Annotated in this window: 26 protein-coding genes and 1 tRNA gene; 13 read left to right on the top strand and 14 right to left on the bottom strand. The window is 62.5% G+C overall.

Annotation, left to right across the window (positions count from 1 at the left end):
- The first annotated feature begins 4 nt into the window (after positions 1-4).
- Entirely contained in the window at positions 5-1,036 is a 1,032-nt protein-coding gene (locus M0954_RS17875; protein ID WP_297354631.1) for a Gfo/Idh/MocA family oxidoreductase, read from the top strand.
- Positions 1,037-1,181: 145 nt separating this feature from the next.
- Positions 1,182-1,874 (top strand): signal peptidase I, encoded by a 693-nt coding sequence (gene lepB / locus M0954_RS17870; protein WP_133891520.1) that lies wholly within the window; start codon positions 1,182-1,184, stop codon positions 1,872-1,874.
- A gap of 73 nt (positions 1,875-1,947) precedes the next feature.
- On the opposite strand, the gene M0954_RS17865 is transcribed toward lepB, so the two are convergent.
- From M0954_RS17865 to M0954_RS17835, 7 genes are all read right to left on the bottom strand, one after another.
- Positions 1,948-2,607 carry an amino acid ABC transporter permease gene (locus tag M0954_RS17865; protein WP_122154510.1) on the bottom strand — a complete coding sequence of 220 codons (660 nt, stop codon included), beginning with the start codon at positions 2,605-2,607 and terminating at the stop codon, positions 1,948-1,950.
- A 53-nt stretch (positions 2,608-2,660) separates the two neighbouring features.
- Positions 2,661-3,458: a transporter substrate-binding domain-containing protein gene (locus M0954_RS17860; RefSeq protein ID WP_122154511.1), complete on the bottom strand. Its 798-nt coding sequence runs from the start codon at positions 3,456-3,458 to the stop codon at positions 2,661-2,663.
- A gap of 128 nt (positions 3,459-3,586) precedes the next feature.
- Entirely contained in the window at positions 3,587-4,609 is a 1,023-nt protein-coding gene (locus M0954_RS17855) for a quinone-dependent dihydroorotate dehydrogenase (RefSeq protein WP_122154512.1), read from the bottom strand.
- A 112-nt stretch (positions 4,610-4,721) separates the two neighbouring features.
- Positions 4,722-5,549: an arginyltransferase gene (locus tag M0954_RS17850; protein ID WP_122154513.1), complete on the bottom strand. Its 828-nt coding sequence runs from the start codon at positions 5,547-5,549 to the stop codon at positions 4,722-4,724.
- Between the two features lie 68 nt (positions 5,550-5,617).
- Positions 5,618-6,355: a leucyl/phenylalanyl-tRNA--protein transferase gene (aat, locus tag M0954_RS17845; RefSeq protein ID WP_122154514.1), complete on the bottom strand. Its 738-nt coding sequence runs from the start codon at positions 6,353-6,355 to the stop codon at positions 5,618-5,620.
- Between the two features lie 10 nt (positions 6,356-6,365).
- A complete protein-coding gene (locus M0954_RS17840) occupies positions 6,366-6,911 on the bottom strand; it encodes an NUDIX hydrolase (RefSeq protein ID WP_122154515.1) in 546 nt (181 codons plus the stop codon).
- A 721-nt stretch (positions 6,912-7,632) separates the two neighbouring features.
- Positions 7,633-7,709 (bottom strand) — tRNA-Met (locus M0954_RS17835).
- A 307-nt stretch (positions 7,710-8,016) separates the two neighbouring features.
- On the opposite strand from M0954_RS17835, the gene M0954_RS17830 reads away from it, so the two are divergent.
- Both M0954_RS17830 and M0954_RS17825 read left to right on the top strand, forming a co-directional pair.
- A complete protein-coding gene (locus M0954_RS17830) occupies positions 8,017-8,514 on the top strand; it encodes a heme-degrading domain-containing protein (RefSeq protein WP_122154516.1) in 498 nt (165 codons plus the stop codon).
- Positions 8,515-8,518: 4 nt separating this feature from the next.
- A complete protein-coding gene (locus M0954_RS17825) occupies positions 8,519-8,857 on the top strand; it encodes a multidrug efflux SMR transporter (protein ID WP_122154517.1) in 339 nt (112 codons plus the stop codon).
- 11 nt (positions 8,858-8,868) lie between these two features.
- On the opposite strand, the gene M0954_RS17820 is transcribed toward M0954_RS17825, so the two are convergent.
- On the bottom strand, positions 8,869-9,255 hold the full coding sequence (locus M0954_RS17820) for a hypothetical protein (RefSeq protein ID WP_297354629.1): 387 nt from the start codon (positions 9,253-9,255) through the stop codon (positions 8,869-8,871).
- A gap of 291 nt (positions 9,256-9,546) precedes the next feature.
- Here M0954_RS17820 and M0954_RS17815 point away from each other — a divergent pair, with 291 nt between their 5' ends.
- Together M0954_RS17815 and M0954_RS17810 are read left to right on the top strand one after the other, a co-directional pair.
- Positions 9,547-9,819 (top strand): hypothetical protein, encoded by a 273-nt coding sequence (locus tag M0954_RS17815; protein ID WP_122154518.1) that lies wholly within the window; start codon positions 9,547-9,549, stop codon positions 9,817-9,819.
- Positions 9,820-10,018: 199 nt separating this feature from the next.
- Positions 10,019-10,306, top strand: coding sequence for a DUF1488 domain-containing protein (locus tag M0954_RS17810; protein WP_297354627.1), 288 nt, complete (start codon positions 10,019-10,021; stop codon positions 10,304-10,306).
- A gap of 28 nt (positions 10,307-10,334) precedes the next feature.
- Here the strand turns inward: M0954_RS17810 and M0954_RS17805 are convergent, their stop codons facing one another.
- Entirely contained in the window at positions 10,335-11,306 is a 972-nt protein-coding gene (locus tag M0954_RS17805) for an NAD-dependent epimerase/dehydratase family protein (protein WP_297354625.1), read from the bottom strand.
- A 130-nt stretch (positions 11,307-11,436) separates the two neighbouring features.
- Between M0954_RS17805 and M0954_RS17800 the strand changes: the two genes are divergently transcribed.
- Both M0954_RS17800 and M0954_RS17795 read left to right on the top strand, forming a co-directional pair.
- On the top strand, positions 11,437-12,291 hold the full coding sequence (locus M0954_RS17800) for a TetR/AcrR family transcriptional regulator (RefSeq protein ID WP_122154520.1): 855 nt from the start codon (positions 11,437-11,439) through the stop codon (positions 12,289-12,291).
- Positions 12,292-12,336: 45 nt separating this feature from the next.
- Positions 12,337-13,470: an enoyl-CoA hydratase/isomerase family protein gene (locus tag M0954_RS17795; RefSeq protein ID WP_123384177.1), complete on the top strand. Its 1,134-nt coding sequence runs from the start codon at positions 12,337-12,339 to the stop codon at positions 13,468-13,470.
- Between the two features lie 63 nt (positions 13,471-13,533).
- Here the strand turns inward: M0954_RS17795 and M0954_RS17790 are convergent, their stop codons facing one another.
- The gene (locus M0954_RS17790; protein ID WP_074264889.1) at positions 13,534-13,959 is read right to left on the bottom strand and encodes a hypothetical protein; all 426 of its coding nucleotides are present in this window, start codon (positions 13,957-13,959) and stop codon (positions 13,534-13,536) included.
- A 579-nt stretch (positions 13,960-14,538) separates the two neighbouring features.
- Between M0954_RS17790 and ssuD the strand changes: the two genes are divergently transcribed.
- The 4 genes from ssuD to M0954_RS17770 are packed head-to-tail and all read left to right on the top strand — an operon-like array spanning position 14,539 to position 17,713.
- Positions 14,539-15,696: an FMNH2-dependent alkanesulfonate monooxygenase gene (gene ssuD / locus M0954_RS17785; protein ID WP_122154522.1), complete on the top strand. Its 1,158-nt coding sequence runs from the start codon at positions 14,539-14,541 to the stop codon at positions 15,694-15,696.
- Positions 15,697-15,745: 49 nt separating this feature from the next.
- A complete protein-coding gene (gene ssuC / locus M0954_RS17780) occupies positions 15,746-16,552 on the top strand; it encodes an aliphatic sulfonate ABC transporter permease SsuC (RefSeq protein ID WP_122154523.1) in 807 nt (268 codons plus the stop codon).
- Positions 16,549-17,442: an ATP-binding cassette domain-containing protein gene (locus M0954_RS17775; RefSeq protein WP_123384176.1), complete on the top strand. Its 894-nt coding sequence runs from the start codon at positions 16,549-16,551 to the stop codon at positions 17,440-17,442. Before ssuC ends, M0954_RS17775 begins: the two co-directional genes overlap by 4 nt.
- A 55-nt stretch (positions 17,443-17,497) precedes the next feature.
- Complete coding sequence (locus M0954_RS17770; RefSeq protein WP_074264885.1) at positions 17,498-17,713, top strand: molybdopterin-binding protein; 216 nt, start codon at positions 17,498-17,500, stop codon at positions 17,711-17,713.
- A 77-nt stretch (positions 17,714-17,790) separates the two neighbouring features.
- On the opposite strand, the gene M0954_RS17765 is transcribed toward M0954_RS17770, so the two are convergent.
- Together M0954_RS17765 and M0954_RS17760 are read right to left on the bottom strand one after the other, a co-directional pair.
- Positions 17,791-18,036 carry a hypothetical protein gene (locus M0954_RS17765; RefSeq protein ID WP_122154525.1) on the bottom strand — a complete coding sequence of 82 codons (246 nt, stop codon included), beginning with the start codon at positions 18,034-18,036 and terminating at the stop codon, positions 17,791-17,793.
- A 253-nt stretch (positions 18,037-18,289) separates the two neighbouring features.
- The gene (locus M0954_RS17760; RefSeq protein WP_122154526.1) at positions 18,290-18,661 is read right to left on the bottom strand and encodes a hypothetical protein; all 372 of its coding nucleotides are present in this window, start codon (positions 18,659-18,661) and stop codon (positions 18,290-18,292) included.
- A gap of 572 nt (positions 18,662-19,233) precedes the next feature.
- On the opposite strand from M0954_RS17760, the gene M0954_RS17755 reads away from it, so the two are divergent.
- Positions 19,234-20,019, top strand: a complete 786-nt coding sequence (locus M0954_RS17755; protein ID WP_297354622.1) for an SH3 domain-containing protein — start codon at positions 19,234-19,236, stop codon at positions 20,017-20,019.
- A gap of 451 nt (positions 20,020-20,470) precedes the next feature.
- Here M0954_RS17755 and M0954_RS17750 read toward each other — a convergent pair whose 3' ends face one another.
- Both M0954_RS17750 and M0954_RS17745 read right to left on the bottom strand, forming a co-directional pair.
- Positions 20,471-20,743, bottom strand: a complete 273-nt coding sequence (locus M0954_RS17750) for a hypothetical protein (protein ID WP_122154528.1) — start codon at positions 20,741-20,743, stop codon at positions 20,471-20,473.
- Positions 20,744-21,048: 305 nt separating this feature from the next.
- On the bottom strand, positions 21,049-21,233 hold a 185-nt coding region (locus M0954_RS17745), incomplete at its 5' end, for a hypothetical protein (RefSeq protein ID WP_297354620.1).

Raw genomic sequence — 21,233 nt, 5'->3', positions numbered from 1 at the left:
CCTCATGAATAACGCCCTGGAGGCCGTCCCCGGAGGGGACGCGCCGAAACACGTCTCCTCTGCTCACCCCGCTGTGATTCGCTGGGGCATCGTCGGCACGGGGCGTATCGCCCGCCGCTTTGCCCAGGGTCTCGCGCATGTCGAGGCCGCGCAGCTGACCGCGCTCTGGTCGCGCCGCGCCGAACCGGCCGCTGCTTTTGCCGCCGAGTTCGGCGGCACGGCATGCGCGAGCTTCGACGCGCTGCTCGCTAGCGGTATCGACGCGCTCTATATCGCCACGCTGCAGGACAGCCACGTGGGCTACGCGATCGCGGCGCTCGAGGCAGGCCTGCACGTGCTGTGCGAAAAGCCGGCCACGATCAATGCCGCCCAGCTCGAACGCGTGCTGGCCGCGGCGCGTGGCTCGCAACGGCTCTTCATGGAAGCGATGAAGCCGCCTTTCTATCCGCTTTATCGAGCCTTGCGCGCGCATCTGGCTGCCGATCCCATCGGCGCAATCGGCCTTGTGCGGGCCGGCTGTTCGGCGGCGAACGTGCCGCCCGATCACCCGTCGTTTTCCTTCGAACACGCGGGCGGTGCGCTGCTCGACATCGGCATCTACGAGATGTTTCTGGCCGTCGACTGGCTCGGGGCGCCGCTCGAGGTGCAGACGCTGGGCCGGCTCGGGCAGACTGGCGTCGATATATTTGCGAGCCTCAACAGCCAGCATGAACACGGCATCTCACAACTGTTCTGCGGGCTCGATCTGCATGGCAAGGGTGATGCGCTGCTGCTCGCGCCCGGCGGACACGTCACGATCCACGAGAACTGGTGGAATCCAGCCCGCGCCACGATCCGCTATGCCGACGGACGCGTCGTCGAACTCGACGTGCCGTTCGAAGGCGGCGGCCTCAACTATGAGACCGCGCATTTCTGCGAGCTGATCCGGGCGGGGCAACTGGAGAGTCCGGTGATGCCGCATGCGAAGTCGTTGCAGATGATCGCCATGACCGACGCGGCGCGGGCTGCGCTGGGGCTTCGTTTCGCGGGGGAGTGAGCCACGGCGCGGGAGGTGGGGGGGGGTAGAGCCGCCCCTCAGGCATCCGTAACGCGCGGGGTATGCCGCGGTGGTACGATTTGCCCGGACGCGGTGCAGAGGTACCGCCGAAGCTTTCGATTACCTTCCGCAGGAGCCGCTTTCGATGCGCATGCTTGGAAAATTGTGGCGCGAAAACAAGAGTCTTGTCGCGTTTATCGTGCTGATGGTGTTGTTCCGGAGTGCGATCGCTGACTGGAACGTAGTGCCGAGCGGCTCGATGCTGCCGACCATTCGCGAGGGCGACCGCATCCTCGTCGACAAGATGGCCTATGACCTGCGCGTGCCGCTCACGCATATCTCGATCGCGCATCTGCACGATCCGCAGCGCGGCGACATCGTCACGATCCAGTCGTCGGCCGCCCACGAACTGCTCGTCAAGCGGCTGATCGGTCTGCCGGGCGACAGCGTCGCGATGCGCGACAACGTGCTGTATGTGAACGGCGTGCGCGCGGCCTATCAGCCGCTCAAGTTCGGGCCGCTGCCGGGCGATGCGTCGTCGCCGGGCGACTATCTGACCGAGCGTTTCGACGGTGTGTCGCATATCGTGCGACTCTCGCCGGATTCGCCGAGCCCGCGCAATTCGTTCGGGCCGGTGGTCGTGCCGCCGGGCCAATATCTGATGCTTGGCGACAACCGCGACAACAGCGCGGATTCACGCTACTTCGGCTTTTTCCCGCGTACGGAGCTGATGGGGCGCACGCGACGCGTCGCGTTCTCGCTTGACCCCGATCATTACTACGAGCCGCGCTTTAGCCGCTTCGGGGCGTCGCTGGATGCGCCGCTGGCGGCGCGCTGAACTCTCGCCGCTCAAGCGCGCACGCTCGCGCTGCTCAGCGGCGCCAGTCCGGGCGCCTCGCCTCACGCGTGGTTCAGTGCCGCGTGGGCAGCGCGAGGCGCTGCTCGTACCAGTGCTGGATCCATTCGAGCACCTGGCACAGCACCCAGTAGATGGCCGCCGCAGCGAGGTAGAGCGGCAGCGGCTGATAGGTCGATGCAATCACTTCCTGCGCGCTGCGCAACAGCTCTGTCACGGTGATCACCGACACCAGCGAGGTGTCCTTGATCAGGCTGATCAGACTGTTCGACAGGCTCGGCACGGCGATGCGCAGTGCCTGCGGCGCCACCACATAACGCAGCGTCTGGCGCCGCGACAGACCGAGGCTATACGCGGCCAGCCACTGGCCGCTCGGAATGCCGAGAATGGCGCCGCGCATGCTCTCCGACAGATACGCCGCGACATTCGCCGACAGCGCGATCACGCCTGCGGGCGTTGGATCGAGCGAGATGCCGAGGCTCGGCAGGCCGTAGTAAATCACGAAGATCTGCACCAGCAGCGGCGTGCCGCGCATCAGACTGACGTAGACGCGCGCGACCCAGTTCAACACGCGGTTGTGGCTGACGCCCATCACGGCGATGACACTGGCGGCCAGCAACCCGAAGATCATCGACAGGACCGCGAACTTGACTGTCAGGACGGCGCCCTGAGCGAGCACCGGAAGCGATTGGACAAGCAGGGAGGTGGTGGACATGGGCGATGAGTGATGTGCGCAGCAAAGCGCACATCATAAACGCTCGTTGGCGCTCAGTTCGCGATGGGCTTCGTGACGTCGATGCCGAACCACTTCTCGGAGATCTTCGTGAAGGTGCCATCCGCTTCGAGCTGGGTCATTGCATCGTCGATCGCCTTGGCGAACTTCGGATTACCCTTCTTGAACGGAATGCCCGACGGCGTGCCAGTGCCGACCGTCGCGCCGGTGCGCAGCGGCAGCGGCGAAGCCTTGAGCAGATAGGCCAGCATCAGACGGTCGTTGAGCGCGGCGTCGAGTCGGCCGGCGGCGAGGTCAGCCAGATACTCAGGCGCGCCCGGATAGGTCTTGACGTCGATGCCCGGCACCGACTTCGCCATATCCATGTAGTTGGTGCCGAGACCGACGCCGAGCTTCTTGCCCTTCAGGTCGTCGAGCGACTTGAACTCGCGCGTGTCGTCCTTGCGCTGGATCAACTGGGCCGCCGAGAACGTATAGCCGGGCGAGAAATCGAGCACCTGTTTGCGCGCGTCCGTGATGCCAACCTGGTTGACGATCACATCGAACTTGCCGGCCTGCAGACCCGCGATGATGCCGCTCCATTCAGTCGTCACGAATACGGGCTTCACGCCGAGCTTCTGCGCGACCGCTTTGGCGATATCCACGTCGAAACCGACCAGCTCACCCGACGGCGCCTTCGAGTCGAACGGGGGGAACGTGCCTTCGAGGCCGATGCGCAACGTGCCGCTTTGCTTGACCTGATCGAGCAGGTCTGCTGCGTGGGCGGCTGCGGCGGTGAACGAGGCGCCGATCAGACCAGCCACGAGGAGTTTTTTCAGCAAGCCAGATTTCATCGTCTTCCTTTATTCGTTTTTTTGCCCGTAGGGGCGGTTAGAACATCGGAAAGGATAACAAAACAGACTATCAATACTTAAATACTGTTTGTTTATGCCTATATAACGCGACCGGGTGTTGCCTTAGTTTAAGCCAGCGCCTGCGCGCATTCGGCCACCAGCGCCGGGCCGCGGTAAATGAAGCCCGTGTAGAGTTGCACTAGCGCCGCGCCGGCGGCGAGCTTGGCGCGTGCGTCTTCACCGGAGAAGATACCGCCGACGCCAATGATCGGCACCGTCTCGCCGACTTCGGCGCGCAGTTTGCGGATCACTTCGTTGGAGGCATCGAACACCGGTTTGCCCGACAGGCCGCCGGCTTCCTCGGCGTGCGGCAGGCCCGTGACCGCAGCGCGCGAAAGCGTCGTATTGGTGGCGATCACGCCTTCGAAACGGTGGCGCAGCAGCGTGTCGGCAATCGATTTGATCTGCTCGTCGTCGAGGTCTGGGGCGATCTTCAGCGCGAGTGGCACCAGCTTGCCGTGCAGATCGGCGAGGCGCAGCTGTTTGTCCTTCAGCGCGGCGAGCAGGGCGTCGAGTTCACCGGCACCCTGCAACTGGCGCAGGTTCTTCGTGTTCGGCGACGAGATGTTGACGGTCACGTAGCTCGCGAATGGGTAGACGCGTTCGAGACAGTACAGATAGTCTTCGGCGGCGCGCTCGATCGGCGTGTCGGCGTTCTTGCCGATGTTCAGTCCCAGCGGGCCGCGATAGCGTGCGGCCTGCACGTTCTTCACGAACTGGTCGACCCCGGCGTTGTTGAAGCCCATCCGGTTGATCACGGCGTTCGCCTGCGGCAGGCGGAACATGCGCGGCCGCGGATTGCCGGGCTGCGCGCGCGGTGTGACAGTCCCCACCTCGATAAAGCCGAAGCCGAGCGCGGCCAGCCCGTCGATGCACGCGCCGTCCTTGTCCAGCCCGGCTGCAAGTCCCACCGGGTTGCGGAACGTCAGCCCCATCACGGTGCGCGGCGCGTCGGGCACGCGCGGCGCGAGAGCGCTTGCGACGCCCGTGCGGCCGGCCGCGCCGAGCAGGCGCAAGGTCAGGTGGTGAGCGTCTTCCGCGTCCATGCGAAAGAGTTGGGCGCGTACAAGCGGGTAGAGGGAACTGAACACGGGGCGGAGCCGGACGGCTGGAAATGGGAACCCAGTATTTTACCGGCTTTAACGAGACGGCAGGGCGTGGAGGCGGGTGGGGGGCGCCGTGTGGGAATTTCAGGGGGGAAGGTCAGCGGGGCAGCTTGACAGGGCCGCGCCGGCCCTGAATGGCAGCGTCGACGGGCGCGAGCTCGAGGCTTTGTGGATCGAGCTCGCGCCATGTGCTGTCGACGAGGCCTTCCAGCGGGCGGAAGTTGGCCTTGTAGGCCATTTTCTGGCTCTCGCGGATCCAGTAACCGAGGTAGACGTAGGGCAGACGCAGGCTGCGCGCTTGTTCTATCTGCCAGTAGATGTTGTAGGTGCCGAAGCTGCTATGCGCCAGCTCCGGCTCGAAGAAGGTATAGACCGACGAGAGCCCGTCACCGAGGATGTCGATCATGCTGATCATTCGCAGCACGCCGGGCGCGTCCGGGTGTCCCGCGAGCGGCTCGCGGAATTCGACCAGGCGTGAGTTGATCCGGCTTTGCAGCAGAAACTGCTCGTACTGGTCGCGGCTGTCGCGATCCATGCCGCCGCCGGCGTGCCGTGCGGACTGATAGCGCATGTAGAGCGCGTAATGTTCTTCGTCATAGTGCAGCGGCGCCACCGTGGCGACGAGGCCGCCGTGTTTTTTCCACACCTTGCGCTGGGTGCGGTTCGGCTCGAACTGGTCGACCGGCACGCGCACCGGCACGCAGGCGCGGCAGCCGTCGCAATAAGGACGGTAGGTGAACACGCCCGAGCGCCGGAAGCCCGCCTTGACAAGGTCGGTGTAGACGTCGGAGTTGATCAGATGGCTCGGCGTGGCGACTTGCGAGCGCGCCACGCGTCCCTCCAGATAGCTGCAGGGATAGGGCGCCGTTGCATAGAACTGCAGCGCAGAAAGAGGTGAAAGCGGCAGCTCGTTGGGGTGCGTCACGTTGGCAGCTCTCGAAGCGTCTGGGTATTTCACACCCGTTCCAATGGCAACGGGCCCGGCCTTGCGCGTTACGCCGCAGGCGCGACGACATCGAGCAGGACCGTCTTGTCGAAGCGCCAGGGGATGGGCGCGGCATCGACAGACGCGCGGACATGCGCGATGAACGCCTTGCGCGCTATCTCGCGACCGCCCAGCGACGCCAGATGCGACGTGTTCTGCTGGCAGTCTATCATTTCTATTTTGTGACGTCGCAAGTGTCCGATGAGCGCGGAGAGCGCCATTTTCGACGCGTCCGTGACCTCGGCGAACATCGATTCGCCGAAGAACATCCGCCCGAACGACACGCCATACAAACCGCCTACGCGCTCGCCTTCGAACCACGTTTCGATGCTATGCGCATCTCCCGTGCGATGCAGCGACGTGTAGGCCTCGACGACGTCGGCCGTGATCCACGTGCCGCGCTGGCCGTGACGTGGCGCCTGGGCGCAGGCGCGCATCACGCCGGCGAAATCGTGGTCGACGCGGATTTCCCAGGCGTCCTCGCGCAGGACCCGCTTCAAGGTCTTGCGTAACGACGGCGACACCTTGAACTCGACCGGACGCAGGATCATGCGCGGATCGGGGCTCCACCAGAGCACCGGCTGGCCGTCCGAATACCATGGGAAGATGCCGCGCCGGTAGGCGTCGATCAGGCGCGAGGGCAGCAGGTCCGCGCTGGCGGCGAGCAGACCCGGTGCGCCGCTGGCCGCGCCGAGCGCGCGCTCCACGGCGGGGAACGGATCGTCGGGTCCGAGCCAGGGAACCATGCCGGGACGCTCAGCCTTCGCGCAGCGAGCGGAAGATGTCGCCGGTGTGCAGGCCGTAACTGCCGGTCTGACGGTCAGCGAAATAGAAGCGCAAGGTCTGGCCGACGGTGGGAAACGCGATGTCGTCCCACGGAATCTCGTGTTCCTCGAACAGCTTTACTTCGAGGCTTTCCTCGCCGGCATCCACGTCCAGATCGAGCAGCCGCGCGAGGTAGAAAATATGCACCTGATGTACATGCGGCACATTGAGCAGCGAGAACAGGCTCTGCACCTCGACGCGCGCACCGGCTTCCTCCAGCGTTTCCCGGGACGCCCCTTCGGAGGTCGTCTCGCCCATTTCCATGAAGCCGGCGGGCAAGGTCCAGTAACCGTAGCGCGGCTCGATCGCGCGGCGGCATAGCAGCACCTTGTTGTCCCAGACGGGGACGGTGCCGACCACGTTGCGCGGATTCTGATAGTGCACGGTACCGCAACTGGCGCAGACAAAGCGCTCGCGATTGTCGCCCGGCGGAATGCTCAGGCCGACCGGGTGACCGCAGACAGAACAGAATTTCATAGGAAGGGGACGAAGAATAGTGATAGGAGTTTATCACCAGGGCGAGCTTTGAAGATGCGAGCTATTGCGTTGGAGCGATGCAGGAGCGCGGAGCAGCAACGGTGGCCCTGGCCGGATGGCTAATTCGGAAGAATCGCTTAGCAAGAGGTTGGCGATTGCGTTAGGATTGCTACTCTATTTAGTTGCCCTCACAAGGGCGCTTGCCACGCAGTAGGGGAAGGGCATTATGCGCAAGGTAAAAATCTTTGAACAGCTTCGGTTTATCTTCGGTTGTGGGGTGATTGGCGGGGTCACGGCCAGCATGTTCTTTGGTTAGATCGACCGATCGGTTGACATGCAGACGATAGGCATTGTGATTGGCGCAGGAGCGGCGACGCTCACAGAATTTGATATCGTCTGAGCATGGCGCTACAAGTTGGCATGCCTCTGTTCGGACTACAGATTGATGGAGGTTGGGTTGATGAATTTTCCTACTTGACGGCGGTTGCGTGGTCGTGGGCCCGCTATGTCAAACGCGTGTGTTTGCCGACGCGGTGTTCTTTTGAGTGCGGCCGGGGTCATCGCGCTGCATTCGATGCTCGAGAATTTTTAGCGAAGCTGCGAAGGAAGGAAAGCCGTGGGGCAGAAAGAATGAAGAAGGGGAAAGCAGAGGGGGAAGAGGCGCAAACAAAAAAGGCCTGCCGGTTTGGCAAGCCCTTGATGTTGTTCGACGTGAGCTACTTGGTTGCGGGGGTAGGATTTGAACCTACGACCTTCGGGTTATGAGCCCGACGAGCTGCCAGACTGCTCCACCCCGCGTCCGTCGAAGAAAAGATTATAGCGGAACCAGCTTGTCCGTGCAATACCTTTTTAAGAATCGACTTCAAGGTGCGTGTGAGGGCGGTTGTGCTACGTGGTCACGTAGCTGTTTGCTACCAAGTCACGGCCAAGGACATGGCTGATCTCGCGATGCGGTGTTGCGAGTTGCGTTGCCCTGAGACTGACGCGAGTCGTCAGGGACGCTGCGCTAGAATCCGTGTTCCATCTGCGTCGCCACTGCGGTGATCTTCGTTGATCGTCGGTGAGTGATGGTGACGCTTCCTTCCCTTATTCTCTCTTCCCGCTCATGGACATCGTTCACGATCTGCAGTCGATTGTTGCTCAGGAAAACGCTCTGGTGTTTCCTCAATTCGATGCCGACCGTGCGTGGCAACTCGGCGCGTATCTGCACGAGCTTGCCAATGCGCGCGGACTAGCGGTGGCCATCGATATACGCACGTTTGGTCAGCCGCTGTTCTTCAATTTGCTCCCAGGCGCGACACCTGACAACGTCGACTGGGCGCGCCGCAAGGGCAACACCGTCGCGCATTTCCGGCGCAGCTCTTATGCGATTGGTTTGCGTATGCAGCAGGCGGGCAGCACGCTCGCCGAAAAGCATGGCTTGCCGCTCAATGAATATGCGTCGCATGGCGGTGCGTTTCCGTTGACTGTCGCCGGTGCCGGTGTGATTGGCTCGGTAACGGTATCGGGCTTGCCGCAGCGGTCCGACCATGAACTGGTCGTGGAAGCGTTGTGCGCGCACCTCGGTCAGGACTACAGCAAGCTCGCGCTTGCAAAGGTCTGAGCCGATGCGTTTGCCACCTTATGCGCTGCTCGCCATTGCCATCGTCGCGGAAGTGATTGCCACATCCGCGCTGCGCGCCTCGGAGGGCTTCTCGCGTCTGTTGCCTGCGGGTCTCGTGGTGCTGGGTTACGGCGTGGCGTTCTATTGTCTTTCGTTGACGCTTAGAAGCATTCCGGTTGGCATCGTCTATGCGATCTGGTCGGGTGTCGGCATTGTTCTGATCACGTTGGTTGCCGTGGTGCTCTACGGCCAGGTGCCCGACTGGCCCGCCATCGTCGGACTTGGGCTCATCATCTGCGGCGTAGTCGTGCTCAACCTGTTCTCGAAGATGCAGGCGCATTGACGCCTCGCGCTTTATTTGCAGCGGACGATCATCGAACGGTTTTTCACATTCGCCGTAACGACATTGGTGACGCCGCCGCCCGTCGGGCCGCCCTGGTCGTTGTCTTTCGAGATGATGTCGTAACCGGTGGCGCCGCATGCCTGGCCTGCTTGCACGTAACACGACGCCCAGCTCGAGTCCGCATCCGCGCCGCTGCAGTTAACCGCGAAGCCGCTCTCGCCGTTCGGCAGATTGATCAGCGAGGTCGTATTCGACGACGCGCATGCGCTGAGACCGACAGCGGTCAGCACGGCGAGGGGCAGTGCTGCGTAGCGCGCAAACCCGCGGCGAGTGCCGCGTGCAGCGATAGCGGCAAGGCGTCGGCTAAACGGGAGACAGGCCCGCGTAAGTGGCTTCATGGTGTTTCCTTTTTAGACGGATGACGACGGAAGTCTAAAAACATTCTCCCATATCGCCGATTCGAGGTTCGTGTGGGCCTACGCACAGATCGTACCCGACCCCAGGATGCGTCCGCGTTGCGGCTGGTGATTGTGCGTTGTCCGTGCGGCAGCAGCATGTTTCTCGCGCGCAGAACTTATTGGCCTCAAAAGCGACTTATACCTGAGAGGAACACATCGGCGCGCATCGGTGCGTGCCGCCGGTCCCCGCCGAACGCGGCGGACCCACGAGAATCAACGAGGAGAACGCATATGGCAGAACGTGTGAGCGGTCCGTACCGCGGTTATTTCATCAGTGCAGCCGCGCGCCTCGTCGCTACATATGAGCCGGCGGAGGCGAATGCGCCCGACGCGATCTACGTGGGCTCGGTGAGCCTGTCGCAGCGTGGTCCGGATGATTCGCATCGTATCGAGACGTTGCTTGACCTTGGCGGTGAACATCGCTTCGCCACGGAGACGGAGGCGCTCGAACACGTCGAGCAGGGCGCGAGGGCTTACATCGACCGGTTGGTCGAGCATGATTGAAGAAAGTGCTTCTGGTATCGACCGGAGGGAGTGCTCATCGGCTTCTTTGTCCCTCAGATCGCAGCAGGAGGAGCTGCCCATTGTGCCCGGGAGTGGACCACGGTCCATTCGTGCGAGTACCATAAGCGCGACACCCGAACGCGCCGGATTGCGTGTTCGGGCGCCTGCTTTTCCGACGGATTCTTCTGATGAGGCAACCATGGAAATTCGGTTTCCCGCGGACGCGCCCGCTTACCGCGATTCCAATCTGACTGTCGTATTCCGCGCGCTGGTCGATGGCGAGACCGTGCCGTGTGCGATCTCGGTCGAAGCGCTCGAGGACCATTTCGGCGCGCGCTCCGAAGATCTCGAAGGCTGGATGCGCGCATTCGACGCCGGCCGCAGCCGTATTGAAGAAGTGGCGCGCGAGCATTTGCAGATCAGCAACGGCACGCCGGTGTTGCTGAAAAGCGGTCACTTTCCGCCAGGCAACGTCGCGGGCTTGTGAAGCGGCGGGCTATGCTTGAGCGCACGTTTTAGCGTGTCGCTGGTTGTGGCTGCGAACTGGCCCCTGCTAACGCGAGGCGGATCCCCTCGTCATAAGACGTCTTGCGGATCGGTCCGATCAACGCTTGCAGCGCGCTGTCGTCGAGTACGAGTGGCTCGCTCATCAAGTAGTTCATCTCCACCAGTTCCCGCATGATCGGATTGAACAGGCCGAGCACGCGCAGCATCGTCTTGCCGGCCACCATCATCTGGAGCTTACGTCCGGCGTACGCGTACGCTTTTTCGGCGACCTCGCGCTGCGTAATCGTGCCGGGGCCGGCGAGGTGCAGCCAGCGCCCGTAGGCCTCAGGGGTGCGCGTGAGCGTCTCGACTACCGGACCGACATCCGGCACGAACACGAACTCGTGCCGTACATCGATGGGGCCGACCATCTGCGCGCGCGTACCATGCGCCGCGCCTTCGAAGACGCCATTCAGGACGCTGCGTTCGATGCCCGGGCCGTAGAAGTCAGGCAGGCGCAACACGAGCGTCGACAGTCCGTTGCGGCCGTGCGCCTCGAGCACCAGATTTTCCTGGGCGAGCCGCATCTGGCCTTTGAACGTGTGTGGCTCACGTGGATGGTTCTCCGTCACGAACTCGCTGCGTGCGCGACCGTAGGGATAGACCGTGCCGATCAGGATCAGCCCCTCGACGCCCGCGGCGTTCAAACCGGCCAGCGTCTTTTCCATTAGCGGCGGATGCTTCTCGAACTGGTTATAGGGCACGCCGACCAGATACACCGCTGTTTGCAGACCTTGAGCCGCTGCCGTCACCGACGCCGGATCCTCCGGGTTCCACGTGACGATTTCCGCATAAGGATCGTGGCCGAAGGCCGCATCGAGCGCACTGCGCGAGCGTCCGATGACCCGATAGTGGCGACCCGCCGCAGCGAGCGCCGTAGCAATGCTTTGCCCGATGGCGCCCGCGGCGCCGAACAGCCCGACTTTTCCTGCGTTTTCCATGACAACTCCTTGAACGGGTGGCTGCCGGGCACTACCTTTAAGTGGCCGGTAAAAATTTTATGAACAATGTTCAGTTAACGGTGTTCAGTTTAATTTGACTTTTCAGTTTGTCAACCGGAAAATACGTGCCATGGGAATCACCGAAAGAAAGACTCGCCAGAAGCAGGCGCTACGCGAACGCATCCTCGATGCGGCGCGGCGCATCGTGGTGCGCGAAGGCTTCGCTGCGCTGTCGATGCGCAAGATTGCCGACGCCATCGAATATTCACCGGCCACGCTCTACCTGTACTTCGCAAGCCGCGACGAGATTGCGCGCGCGTTGTGCACCGAGGGGTATGCGCAGCTTCTTGCCACCTTCGAGCCGCTCGCGCAGATTGCCGATCCCGCGGAGCGCCTCAAGGCGATGGCGCACGCCTATGTGGGGTTCGGCGTCGCGCATCCGCAGACGTACCGGCTGATCTTCATGGAAGATCCCACGTATCTGAGTGCGGCGCTCGGGGCCGCGCCCGAAGCGGAGCAGGGCGCCGGCAGCGAGCCTGATAAACGGACTGATCAACACCTCGATAGTCAGGCTCAGACTGTGGCTCCGTTGATCAACCCGGCGGCGTCGGACGACTCGAGCGACGCAGCGATGCATCTCATGGTCAGCGCGCTTGACGAACTGAAAGCGGCGGGGCGCTTGCGCACGTCGGCGGACGGCGCGGTGTTTTCCCAGGTGCTGTGGGCCACGCTGCACGGTATCGTCGCGCTCAATCTCACGTGCCCGGTGTTTCCGACTGCGCCGCTCGGGGCGATCATCGACGCCGCGCTGGACGCCTGGTTCGGCGAGCGCGAGCCGCCAGCGGCGTCCCGGGATGCCTCGGTGGTTGCCACGACCGCCGCCAACGATATTCCGGCCGCTGCCCTAGCCACGCCAGCCACACCGTCGGCACCGGCGCCGCGCGCGCAGCGCCCCGCCGCAAAGCGTAAAGCGGCAGGTGCGTGATAACGTTCAGCCTTCCCATCCACCTGCCTTTTCACCTGCCACGTCATGTCTACTTCTGAAGCCGCCGCCGTCAGCGACGAAGTCACCACCTACATTGCCAACCGGATCGGTTTTATCGAGCTCGAACGCCCGAAAGCGTTGAATGCGCTGTCGACCGGCATGATTCGCGCGATGCAGGGCGCCCTCGATGCGTGGCGCGAAGAACCCGGCGTGTTAGCCGTCGTGGTGCGTAGCCAGCATCCGCGCGCATTCTGCGCGGGCGGCGATATCCGCTTCCTGTACGAGTCCTTTCAGCGTGGGGATGGGGCGGCGCGCGATACGTTCTTCATCGAGGAATACCGTCTCAATCACAGCATCTTTACCTATCCGAAGCCTTACATTGCGCTAATGAACGGCGTGGTGATGGGCGGTGGAATGGGCATTTCGCAAGGCGCGCATCGTACGGGCGGCCTGCGCGTGGTGACCCAGTCGACCCGTATGGCGATGCCGGAAACCCGCATTGGGCTCTTTCCCGATGTCGGCGCGGGCTGGTTCCTGGCCCGCACTCCGGGCGCGCTCGGCCGCTATCTGGCCGTCACCGGCGAGACGATCGGCGCGGCCGACGCCCTGTACGCCGGGCTGGCCGACACCTACATCGACGATGAAGCGTTGCCCGCGCTTGTCGAAACCTTGCGCACCGAGGTGTTCGAGCATGGTGCGGATGTGGTGGCGTGCGTTGAGCGCGAAACCGCGGCCCATAAGGTAGTGCCAACGCCTGATATGTCGCCGCTGGCAAGTGCGCGCGCCTTGATCGACGGGCATTTTGCGCTGCCGGATATGAAGCAGATTCTGGCTTCGCTCGAAGCGCAACAAACCGGCTGCGAGGCCGCCGACTGGGCCGAGCAGACCATCGGCGTGCTGCGTGAACGCTCGCCGCTGTCGATGGCCGTTTCGCTGGAAGTGGTGACGCGCGCGGAGGGGGCAATGGCCGATTGTCTGCGTCGCGATCTGGATCTGACCCGCACGAGCTTTGAACACGGCGACGTGGTCGAAGGTATCCGCGCCCGCATCATCGACAAGGATAACGCGCCGCGTTGGCGCTTTGCCCGCATTGAAGACGTCGGCGCCGACGACGTTGCGCGGATGTTCGATAGCCCGTGGCTGGCGACCGAGCATCCGTTGGCCGATCTGCAGGGCTGACCGCCCGGATTTACAGAATACCGGCGCTCTGTCAGCGAAACCGCTGCCGCGCCGGTGTCAGCGTCATTCTTCGTCCTCGAACGCCATGAAGGCGCGCATGAACACGAGTGCGCCCCAACCCCACATGGCGTTTGCCGCGAATCCCATCGCGAGGCGCGGCAGCATGTTACCGCTCGGCCAGATGCCGCGCAGCGGATCCACCACGAACACGCTTGCCGCGGTCAGCACGATGCCGCCGAACACGAAGGCCTGAATCCACGGTGCACGCCGCTCGGGCGCCACGCGCAGCAGCCACGCCATCAGTACGGCCCAAACGGCGCTCCAGACGGCATTGGCGATGAACTCCGGCAAACCCAGCGGCTGAAATGGCGCGGTCGAGAAACCTGCTGGATCGATCAGCCCGGCCGCATGCAGCAGTCCGAGGGTGGACTCATGAAAAAACAGCGAAGCCAGAAAGCCTGAGACGAACGGCAGGATGATTTTTTGCATGCAACGCAGCGCCAAGGACCCGGGCGCAACTGACACGGCCCGCGCCGGATTATCGAAAGACGCGTCATTATATAGAGGGTCCGGCAGGTTTCAGCCACCCGCTTGTATGCTTTAGCGTCAGGCTAATCACGAAAGTGGAAAACCTAAGCTAAAAAAAATCGTTCAAAAGCCTGGGGCCGATCCATAGACTGTTTCTCCATGTAGACGGCATGACTGCCGTCGTCCACTTTTCGTGCCCCGCTGAGGTGCACGTTTCGTCAAGGGAAGCTGTCGCGATGTCCTCTCTGAAGCCGATCTCCGCCATCCTCGTTGCGGCGCCCGAAGGCGCTCAGCCTTGCTGTCTGGTCTGCCGGCAGCCACGCATCGGGTCCTACGGTCGGCTCTGCCGTTAGTCCGCATCGCGCGGCGCTCGCGGTCTTCGCCGTTCCGTAGACACGCTTTTCCGATCCGTCGCTCGACGCGTGCTCCGGCAACCGCCCGAGCCAACGTCGCAGGTCCGGCCCGCCGCGCCCCGGTAGCGCGTGCTCGCCAGTCCTTTCGTCCTTCATCAATCCAGTCTCGAACAAGCAGGAGCAGCAAATGAATGTGTTCTGGTTCATCCCGACTCACGGCGACAGCCGATACCTCGGTACGTCCCAAGGCGCACGCGCAGCCGATTACGACTATTTTCAGCAGATCGCCGTCGCCGCCGATACGCTCGGCTACGAGGGCGTGCTGCTGCCGACCGGCCGTTCATGCGAAGACGCATGGGTGGTCGCCTCGAGCCTGATCGCCGCGACGCGGCGTTTGAAATTCCTCGTCGCGATCCGTCCGGGCATCACGTCGCCGGGACTGGCGGCGCGCATGGCTGCGACGTTCGACCGTCTGTCGGGCGGCCGCCTGCTGATCAACGTGGTGACCGGCGGCGATGCGGCGGAACTGGAAGGTGACGGTGTGTTCGTCAGTCACGATACGCGCTATGAGATCACTGACGAGTTCCTGCACATCTGGCGCAAGATGCTGGCCGCCGCGCATACCAACGACACGATCGACTTCGAAGGCAAGCATCTGAGCTCGAAGGGCGGCAAGCTGCTGTATCCGCCGGTGCAGAACCCGCATCCGCCGCTGTGGTTCGGTGGCTCGTCGCCGGCAGCGCATGAGATGGCTGGCGAGCACATCGATACGTACCTGACCTGGGGCGAACCGCCGGAAGCGGTCGCGAAGAAAGTCGCCGACATTCGTGCGCGTGCCGAAGCGCATGGCCGCAAGATCAAGTTCGGGATTCGCTTTCACGTCATCGTGCGCGAGACGGAAGAGGAAGCGTGGGCTGCCGCCGACAAACTGATCAGCAAGCTCGACGACGAAACCATCGCGCGTGCGCAAGCATCGTTTGCCAAGATGGATTCGGAAGGGCAGCGCCGCATGGCCGCCTTGCACGGCGGCAAGCGCGGCGGTCGCGCGGATCTCGAGGTCTATCCGAACGTATGGGCAGGAGTGGGGCTCGTGCGCGGTGGGGCAGGTACGGCGCTGGTCGGTAGTCCTGAGCAGGTTGCCGCACGCATGAAGGAGTACGCGGATCTCGGCATCGACACGTTCATTCTGTCCGGCTATCCACACCTGGAAGAGTCGTACCGCTTCGCCGAACTGGTGTTCCCGCTGTTGCCGAACCGCAAGCGCACCAGCGCGAGCGGGCCGCTTTCCGGGCCGTTTGGCGAAATCGTCGGCAATATCCATTTGCCCAAGGTCAGCGCTAGCTGATTGTGGCCGGGCGTGGCCCCTGCATCAAGAAGGAGTGGAGTAAGCAATCATGGCTCGATCCAGTGGAACAGAAAGTGTTTGGCGGCGTATCGGCGGGCATGCTGTGCCGTGGATTGCCCCGCTTGTGATCCTGCTCGCGTGGGAAGTTGCCGCGCGCAGCGGCCTCCTCTCGACGCGCGTGTTGCCTGAACCGCTCGCCGTGGTGAAGGCGGCATGGTCGCTGATCCAGTCCGGCGAAATGTGGGCCGACGTGAAGGTCAGTACGTGGCGCGCGGTGTCGGGTTTCGCGGTTGGCGGTGGCATCGGCCTCGCGCTCGGGTTGGCGACAGGGCTGTTCAAACCAGTCGAAGTCGTGCTCGATTCGACGGTGCAGATGGTCCGCAATATTCCCGCGCTGGCGATGATCCCGCTCGTGATCCTGTGGTTCGGGATCGAGGAAGAAGCGAAGGTGTTTCTCGTCGCGCTCGGGGTGTTTTTCCCGATCTATGTGAATACGTTCCACGGCATCCGCTCGGTCGATGCCAACCTGATCGAAATGGCGCGCAGCTATGGCGTGAGGGGTTTCCGGCTGTATTGGGATGTGATCCTGCCGGGCGCGCTGCCGTCCATTCTTGTTGGCGTGCGGTTTGCGTTCGGCTTGATGTGGGTCACGCTGATCGTCGCTGAAACGATCTCTGCGCAATCGGGTATCGGCTACATGACAATGAATGCGCGAGAGTTCCTGCAGACCGATGTCGTGGTGGTTGGCATTCTGCTGTACGCGGGACTCGGCAAGCTCGCCGACCTGCTGGCGAAAACGCTCGAACGCGTCATGTTGCGCTGGCATCCGGCGTATCAACGAGGAGCGAAAGCATGAGCAGCCCGACCTTTTCGACGACGAGCTTTGGCGGTATCGCGGGTGTGGCGGACGCCGCCGCTGCCGCACCGCTTGCGCGGCAGGCACAGCGAGGCACCGACCATGCGGTCGAATTGCGCGGCGTCGGCAAGCAGTATGGCGAACGCGCGGTGCTGTCGGACTTCGATCTGTCGATCGAGCGTGGCAGCTTTGTCGCGATTGTCGGCCGCAGCGGCTGCGGTAAATCCACGTTGCTGCGGCTCGTTGCCGAACTCGAGAAGCCTACTGCCGGTGTGCTGGAAAAGCGCGCCGAGGATGGTCAGCCGCTCGATACCCGCATCATGTTTCAGGACGCGCGTCTGTTGCCATGGAAGAGCGTATTGAACAACGTGATGCTGGGTCTGGGACGGGGCGCGCGTGAGGATGCGCGCGCGGTGCTCAACGAAGTCGGTCTGCTCGAACGCGCCAACGACTGGCCGGCCCAGTTGTCCGGCGGTCAGCGTCAGCGGGTAGCGCTCGCGCGTGCGCTGGTGCACCGCCCGCAACTGCTGCTGCTCGATGAGCCGCTCGGCGCGCTCGATGCGCTGACGCGGATCGAAATGCATGCGTTGATTGAACGCCTGTGGCTCGAGCATCGCTTTACCGCGCTGCTTGTCACCCACGATGTGCATGAAGCGGTTGCGCTGGGCGACCGGATTCTGTTGATCGAAGACGGCCGTATCGCGCTCGATCAGCCCGTGCCGCTCGAGCGGCCGCGTGCCCGCGCCTCGGCGGGATTTGCCGCGCTTGAAGATCATGTGCTGCAGCGCGTGCTGAAGACCACGTCGAGCGACGATGCACTTCCATATCGCCCCGACCCGCATCACGACGACCGCCTCGTGCGGCCGAGCGAAGTCCGTTGGGCTGTCTGACAGTCCTTGCCTGAGCTTTTTTTCTCGATTTATCGATCTACTGGAGTCACTCGAAATGAGCATTTCCGCAATCAACGTACGTAATCAGTTCAAGGGCAAGGTCAAGGAAATCATCCGCGGCTCGGTGGTGTCCGAAGTCGATGTCGAGACGCCGTTTGGCATCGTCACCTCGGTGATCACGACGCGTTCGGTCGACGAGCTCGATCTTCAGGTCGGCTCCGAAGTGGTGGCGCTGGTGAAGTCGACCGAGGTGTCGATCGCGCGGCTTTGAGGCCACGCAGTTTTGAATGCGCGCGGCAGGATAGCCGTGCGGCTCAGACATGCCGCATTGCTTCCCCTGCCGCCGCGTTATTTGGCGACGGCCGCGCTGGCAGGCGGCTCATGCGTCATCTTGTCGTGCGTCGGGGCCGGGGGACGTTTGACCGGCATGTTGTCGGGATTCGCGGGATTGGCCGCGCCGGCCGCGTCAGGTGGCTTTACCATCGAGGCGCCGGTATCCTTCGGCGGGGTCTGCCCGAGCACCGCGAGGGGTGCGACAGTCAATGCAGCGAGCGCGCAAGCCGCTACGCGCAATGCAGATTTACGTGGTTTCATCCGATCCTCCTTGGCCGTGCCTTGCAGTGCCCGATCAGCGGTCGCGCCCGGCCCCTGTTAAGCGGTCCGTTGTCCGTCTCGGGTAGACCGCGGCCAGACAGGAAAATTCGCTTCCCTTTCAGATTCCTCGAGGCGGGATTTTCCGCTGATGCCGTTTTTATGGGCTGAGGGCGGCTTGGGCCGACCCAACCCGGCCTATGCCGCCTCCGGTGATGCCCACAAAACCAGGGCTCGTCTACAAGTCACGCTGGCGTTACTTGGTCGGGCACGGAAACGCTGCCTGCAGCGAGCGCAGGATCGCAAGGCCGACCGGGAAGTCGTCGGAGAGGCCCGGATGGTTGGTGAAAAACTCATCGAGTAGCGGGTACACCGTCTGCGGGCCGATAGGCAACTGTTCGGGCGGACAAAAGAGCGGCGGCCGTTTTTTCGCTATCAGGTCGCCGTTTGCCCAGCCCAGTTCATTGATCGCGCCGGTGATGTAGGCGGCGTAGATCGAGTTGTTGTCCACGTGCGCCCACTTTTTGTATTGTTCCCCCGTCATTTCGGCTTTCGCGTTGAGCGTGAAGCACGCCGTAAGCAACGTCAGCGCGAGTGTCCGGACGTGTGTTCTGATTCTTGACTGCATGTGCTACATCCTCATACCAGATCGATTAGCCCACTATTGTAGGGCAGGCGCCCGTACGCCTGCAGGTTTTGGCAGGGGCAAAAAAAGGTCCACGAGGGGAAGTGGGCCACAAGAGTGTGAGAGACAAACCCTCTCAGGGAAGAGGAGTATCCAGTGTAGAGCCGGTGACGATGCTGCAGGTTTCCCACGGCTTAACGCGCCTTACGGTACCTAACGCCGCGTGATTCTCTAGCGAGCTTCTGTTGTACTGTGTCGTCCCGGCGTGACATCGCGGTGCCGTGAAGGACTGGAAACGGATGCTGGATCGACGATGCCTGATGTAGTGTATTGGTCTTCCTCATATACAAAGGAATCCTGATTGAATAGGCAGGGCGGGCGCCGCGGGCAATTCATTGAAGGTAATTTGTCGATTGACGGTTTATCCCCGGAAAACCTCTCGTTCGAACGACGCGTGGACCATGCGCCCAACCGCGCGTCGGGAACGGTTATTGCTGTTCGGCACATAGGGCATTACCAAGGGAGCGTTCGGATCATGCAGGACGTGAAGACAAATGAATCACAGGGGAAGGGCGATGCGAAAACGAGTCGTTAGTGGATTGCTGGCCGGCGCTGCCGGCCTGTTGACCTTGCCAGGCGTGGCGTTCGCACAGTCGCAGGCTTACACCAATAGTCCGGTGAATCTCTACGCGGGACCGGCGGATGATTACCCCGCGGTGTCCCAGTTGCCTCCCGGTGCGCCGGTCACAGTGATGGGCTGCGTCAGCGGATATACCTGGTGTGACGTGGCGGCGCCGGATCTGCGTGGCTGGGTCTACGCGGGCAGTCTCAGTTATCCGTACCAAGGGAGCAACGTACCGATCCTCAGTTATGGAACGGCGATCGGCTTGCCTATTGTGACGTTTTCGATCGGCTCATATTGGGGCAGTTATTACCGCGGACGGCCCTGGTATAACGATCAGCAGCGTTGGGCGCATCACCCACCGCCGCCGCCCGGACGCGGTGGGCCTCCGCCGGGACATGGCGGGCCGCCGCCGGGGCATGGTGGTCCACCACCCGGACATGAAGGGCCGCCGCCTGGACACGAGAGTCCGCCACCCGGACATGGTGGGCCGCAACTGGGACATGAGGGACCGCCGCCTGGTCATGGTGGTCCTCCTCCGGGAGCCGGCGCGCCGCCGGCGCATATCGCGCAGCCGTCGGTCCACGCGGGTCCGCCGCCGGGACACGGTGGGCCGCCTGGAGGGCCGCCCGCGCAGCACGCTGCTCCGCCGCCGCAACACGCCGCTCCGCCGCCGGCCCACGGTCCTGCTCCGCAGGAGCACGGAGGCGGTCATGAGGGACATGAGCAGCATAACTAGGGTGATTGGTTGAGCGCGGGAGACGGGTAGGGATGCAGTCTTCTTTGCAGTGGCTTATATGCCGCGTTTGGCCAACTTACGTTACGTGCGCCGCGTTGGTAGATGACATAGGCGGATCGCATCAGACGAAGTGTTTCTGTCGAGATAGATCGCAAATCTGCGCACCGAAGTTGTTTGACGCCGGCGCGAGGTGTCGCTGTCGTGACTCCAACCTGAATAGGTTCGGTCTCCAACTGAGCTTCATATAGTTTTCGGCCCGCCGCGTGCGGGCTTTTTTTCATCGGTCGAAAACCGCTTGGAGGAATTCGCGCGAATGAGTCGGTGCGCCGGTATCGGGTAGGGCGTTAGAGCGGCGTGGCGGCCTGAGTCTTGACGAGCACGCGATCGGGCAACTCTTGGCGCAACTGGAGAAAAATCGCCACAGAAAAGACCGGAGCGAACCGGCTATAAGCTATTGCGTCGAAGTAAGTTTGAGGCTTGGACGCAATTGCCGGCTATCTTCCTCATGGCTTTTGCGCTGGTCGGACACCTGTTCAATACCCCTTCTCGTCACTTCTTCCAGAAAGGACAATCGAGCCCGATAGTAATCAGCGCGCAGTTGTGCATCGAGCACTTGTTGCTCGGCCCGAAACAGTTCCATACGCAAATCGTTTAGTGCCCGTTCGGCCTGCTTTTCCGGCGTATGGGCATGTTGCGCAGCCCAGTTCACGATCCATTGCAGCATGGTAAGCCCCCGTTCGCCGAGTTTTCCCTCGGCAAAATCAAGTTGTATCTCAAAATGTTGGCGCGATGCAAACTGGCCATGGCGAATGAGAACAGGCTATCAAACGTCGGGCAGCGCTACTGTCAACGAGTGTTAAATTCCGATGATCTTTGGATCCTCTCCGCGCGCACTCGCGCACATCAATCGGGCCTGCAATACTCTTATATCCGACCGAGGAGATGGCGGCACATGCAGCGCCGTTACCGTCGCAGAAACCGGTGGACGACGCAACCAACACATTTTTCTAGTGGCCGGAGTCGGCGGCGTTATCCAACCGCCAGCGTGACAATACAAAACAGTGCGCCCAACAAGAATGCCACCGCAAGAATGAAATCGTAGGGGTACTTCATGTCGACACCAATTGCTATTTTTGAGAATGCTAACCTTGGTGGGCGGCGTAGAGTGTCAACGATGGTCAGACGCAGGCAAAATCCTCGCCGGATATTCTGAG

Origin of the sequence: Paraburkholderia sp. (assembly GCF_026225065.1) — a bacterium.
GTDB lineage: Bacteria > Pseudomonadota > Gammaproteobacteria > Burkholderiales > Burkholderiaceae > Paraburkholderia.
This window is presented reverse-complemented; position numbering and strand designations above follow the sequence as displayed.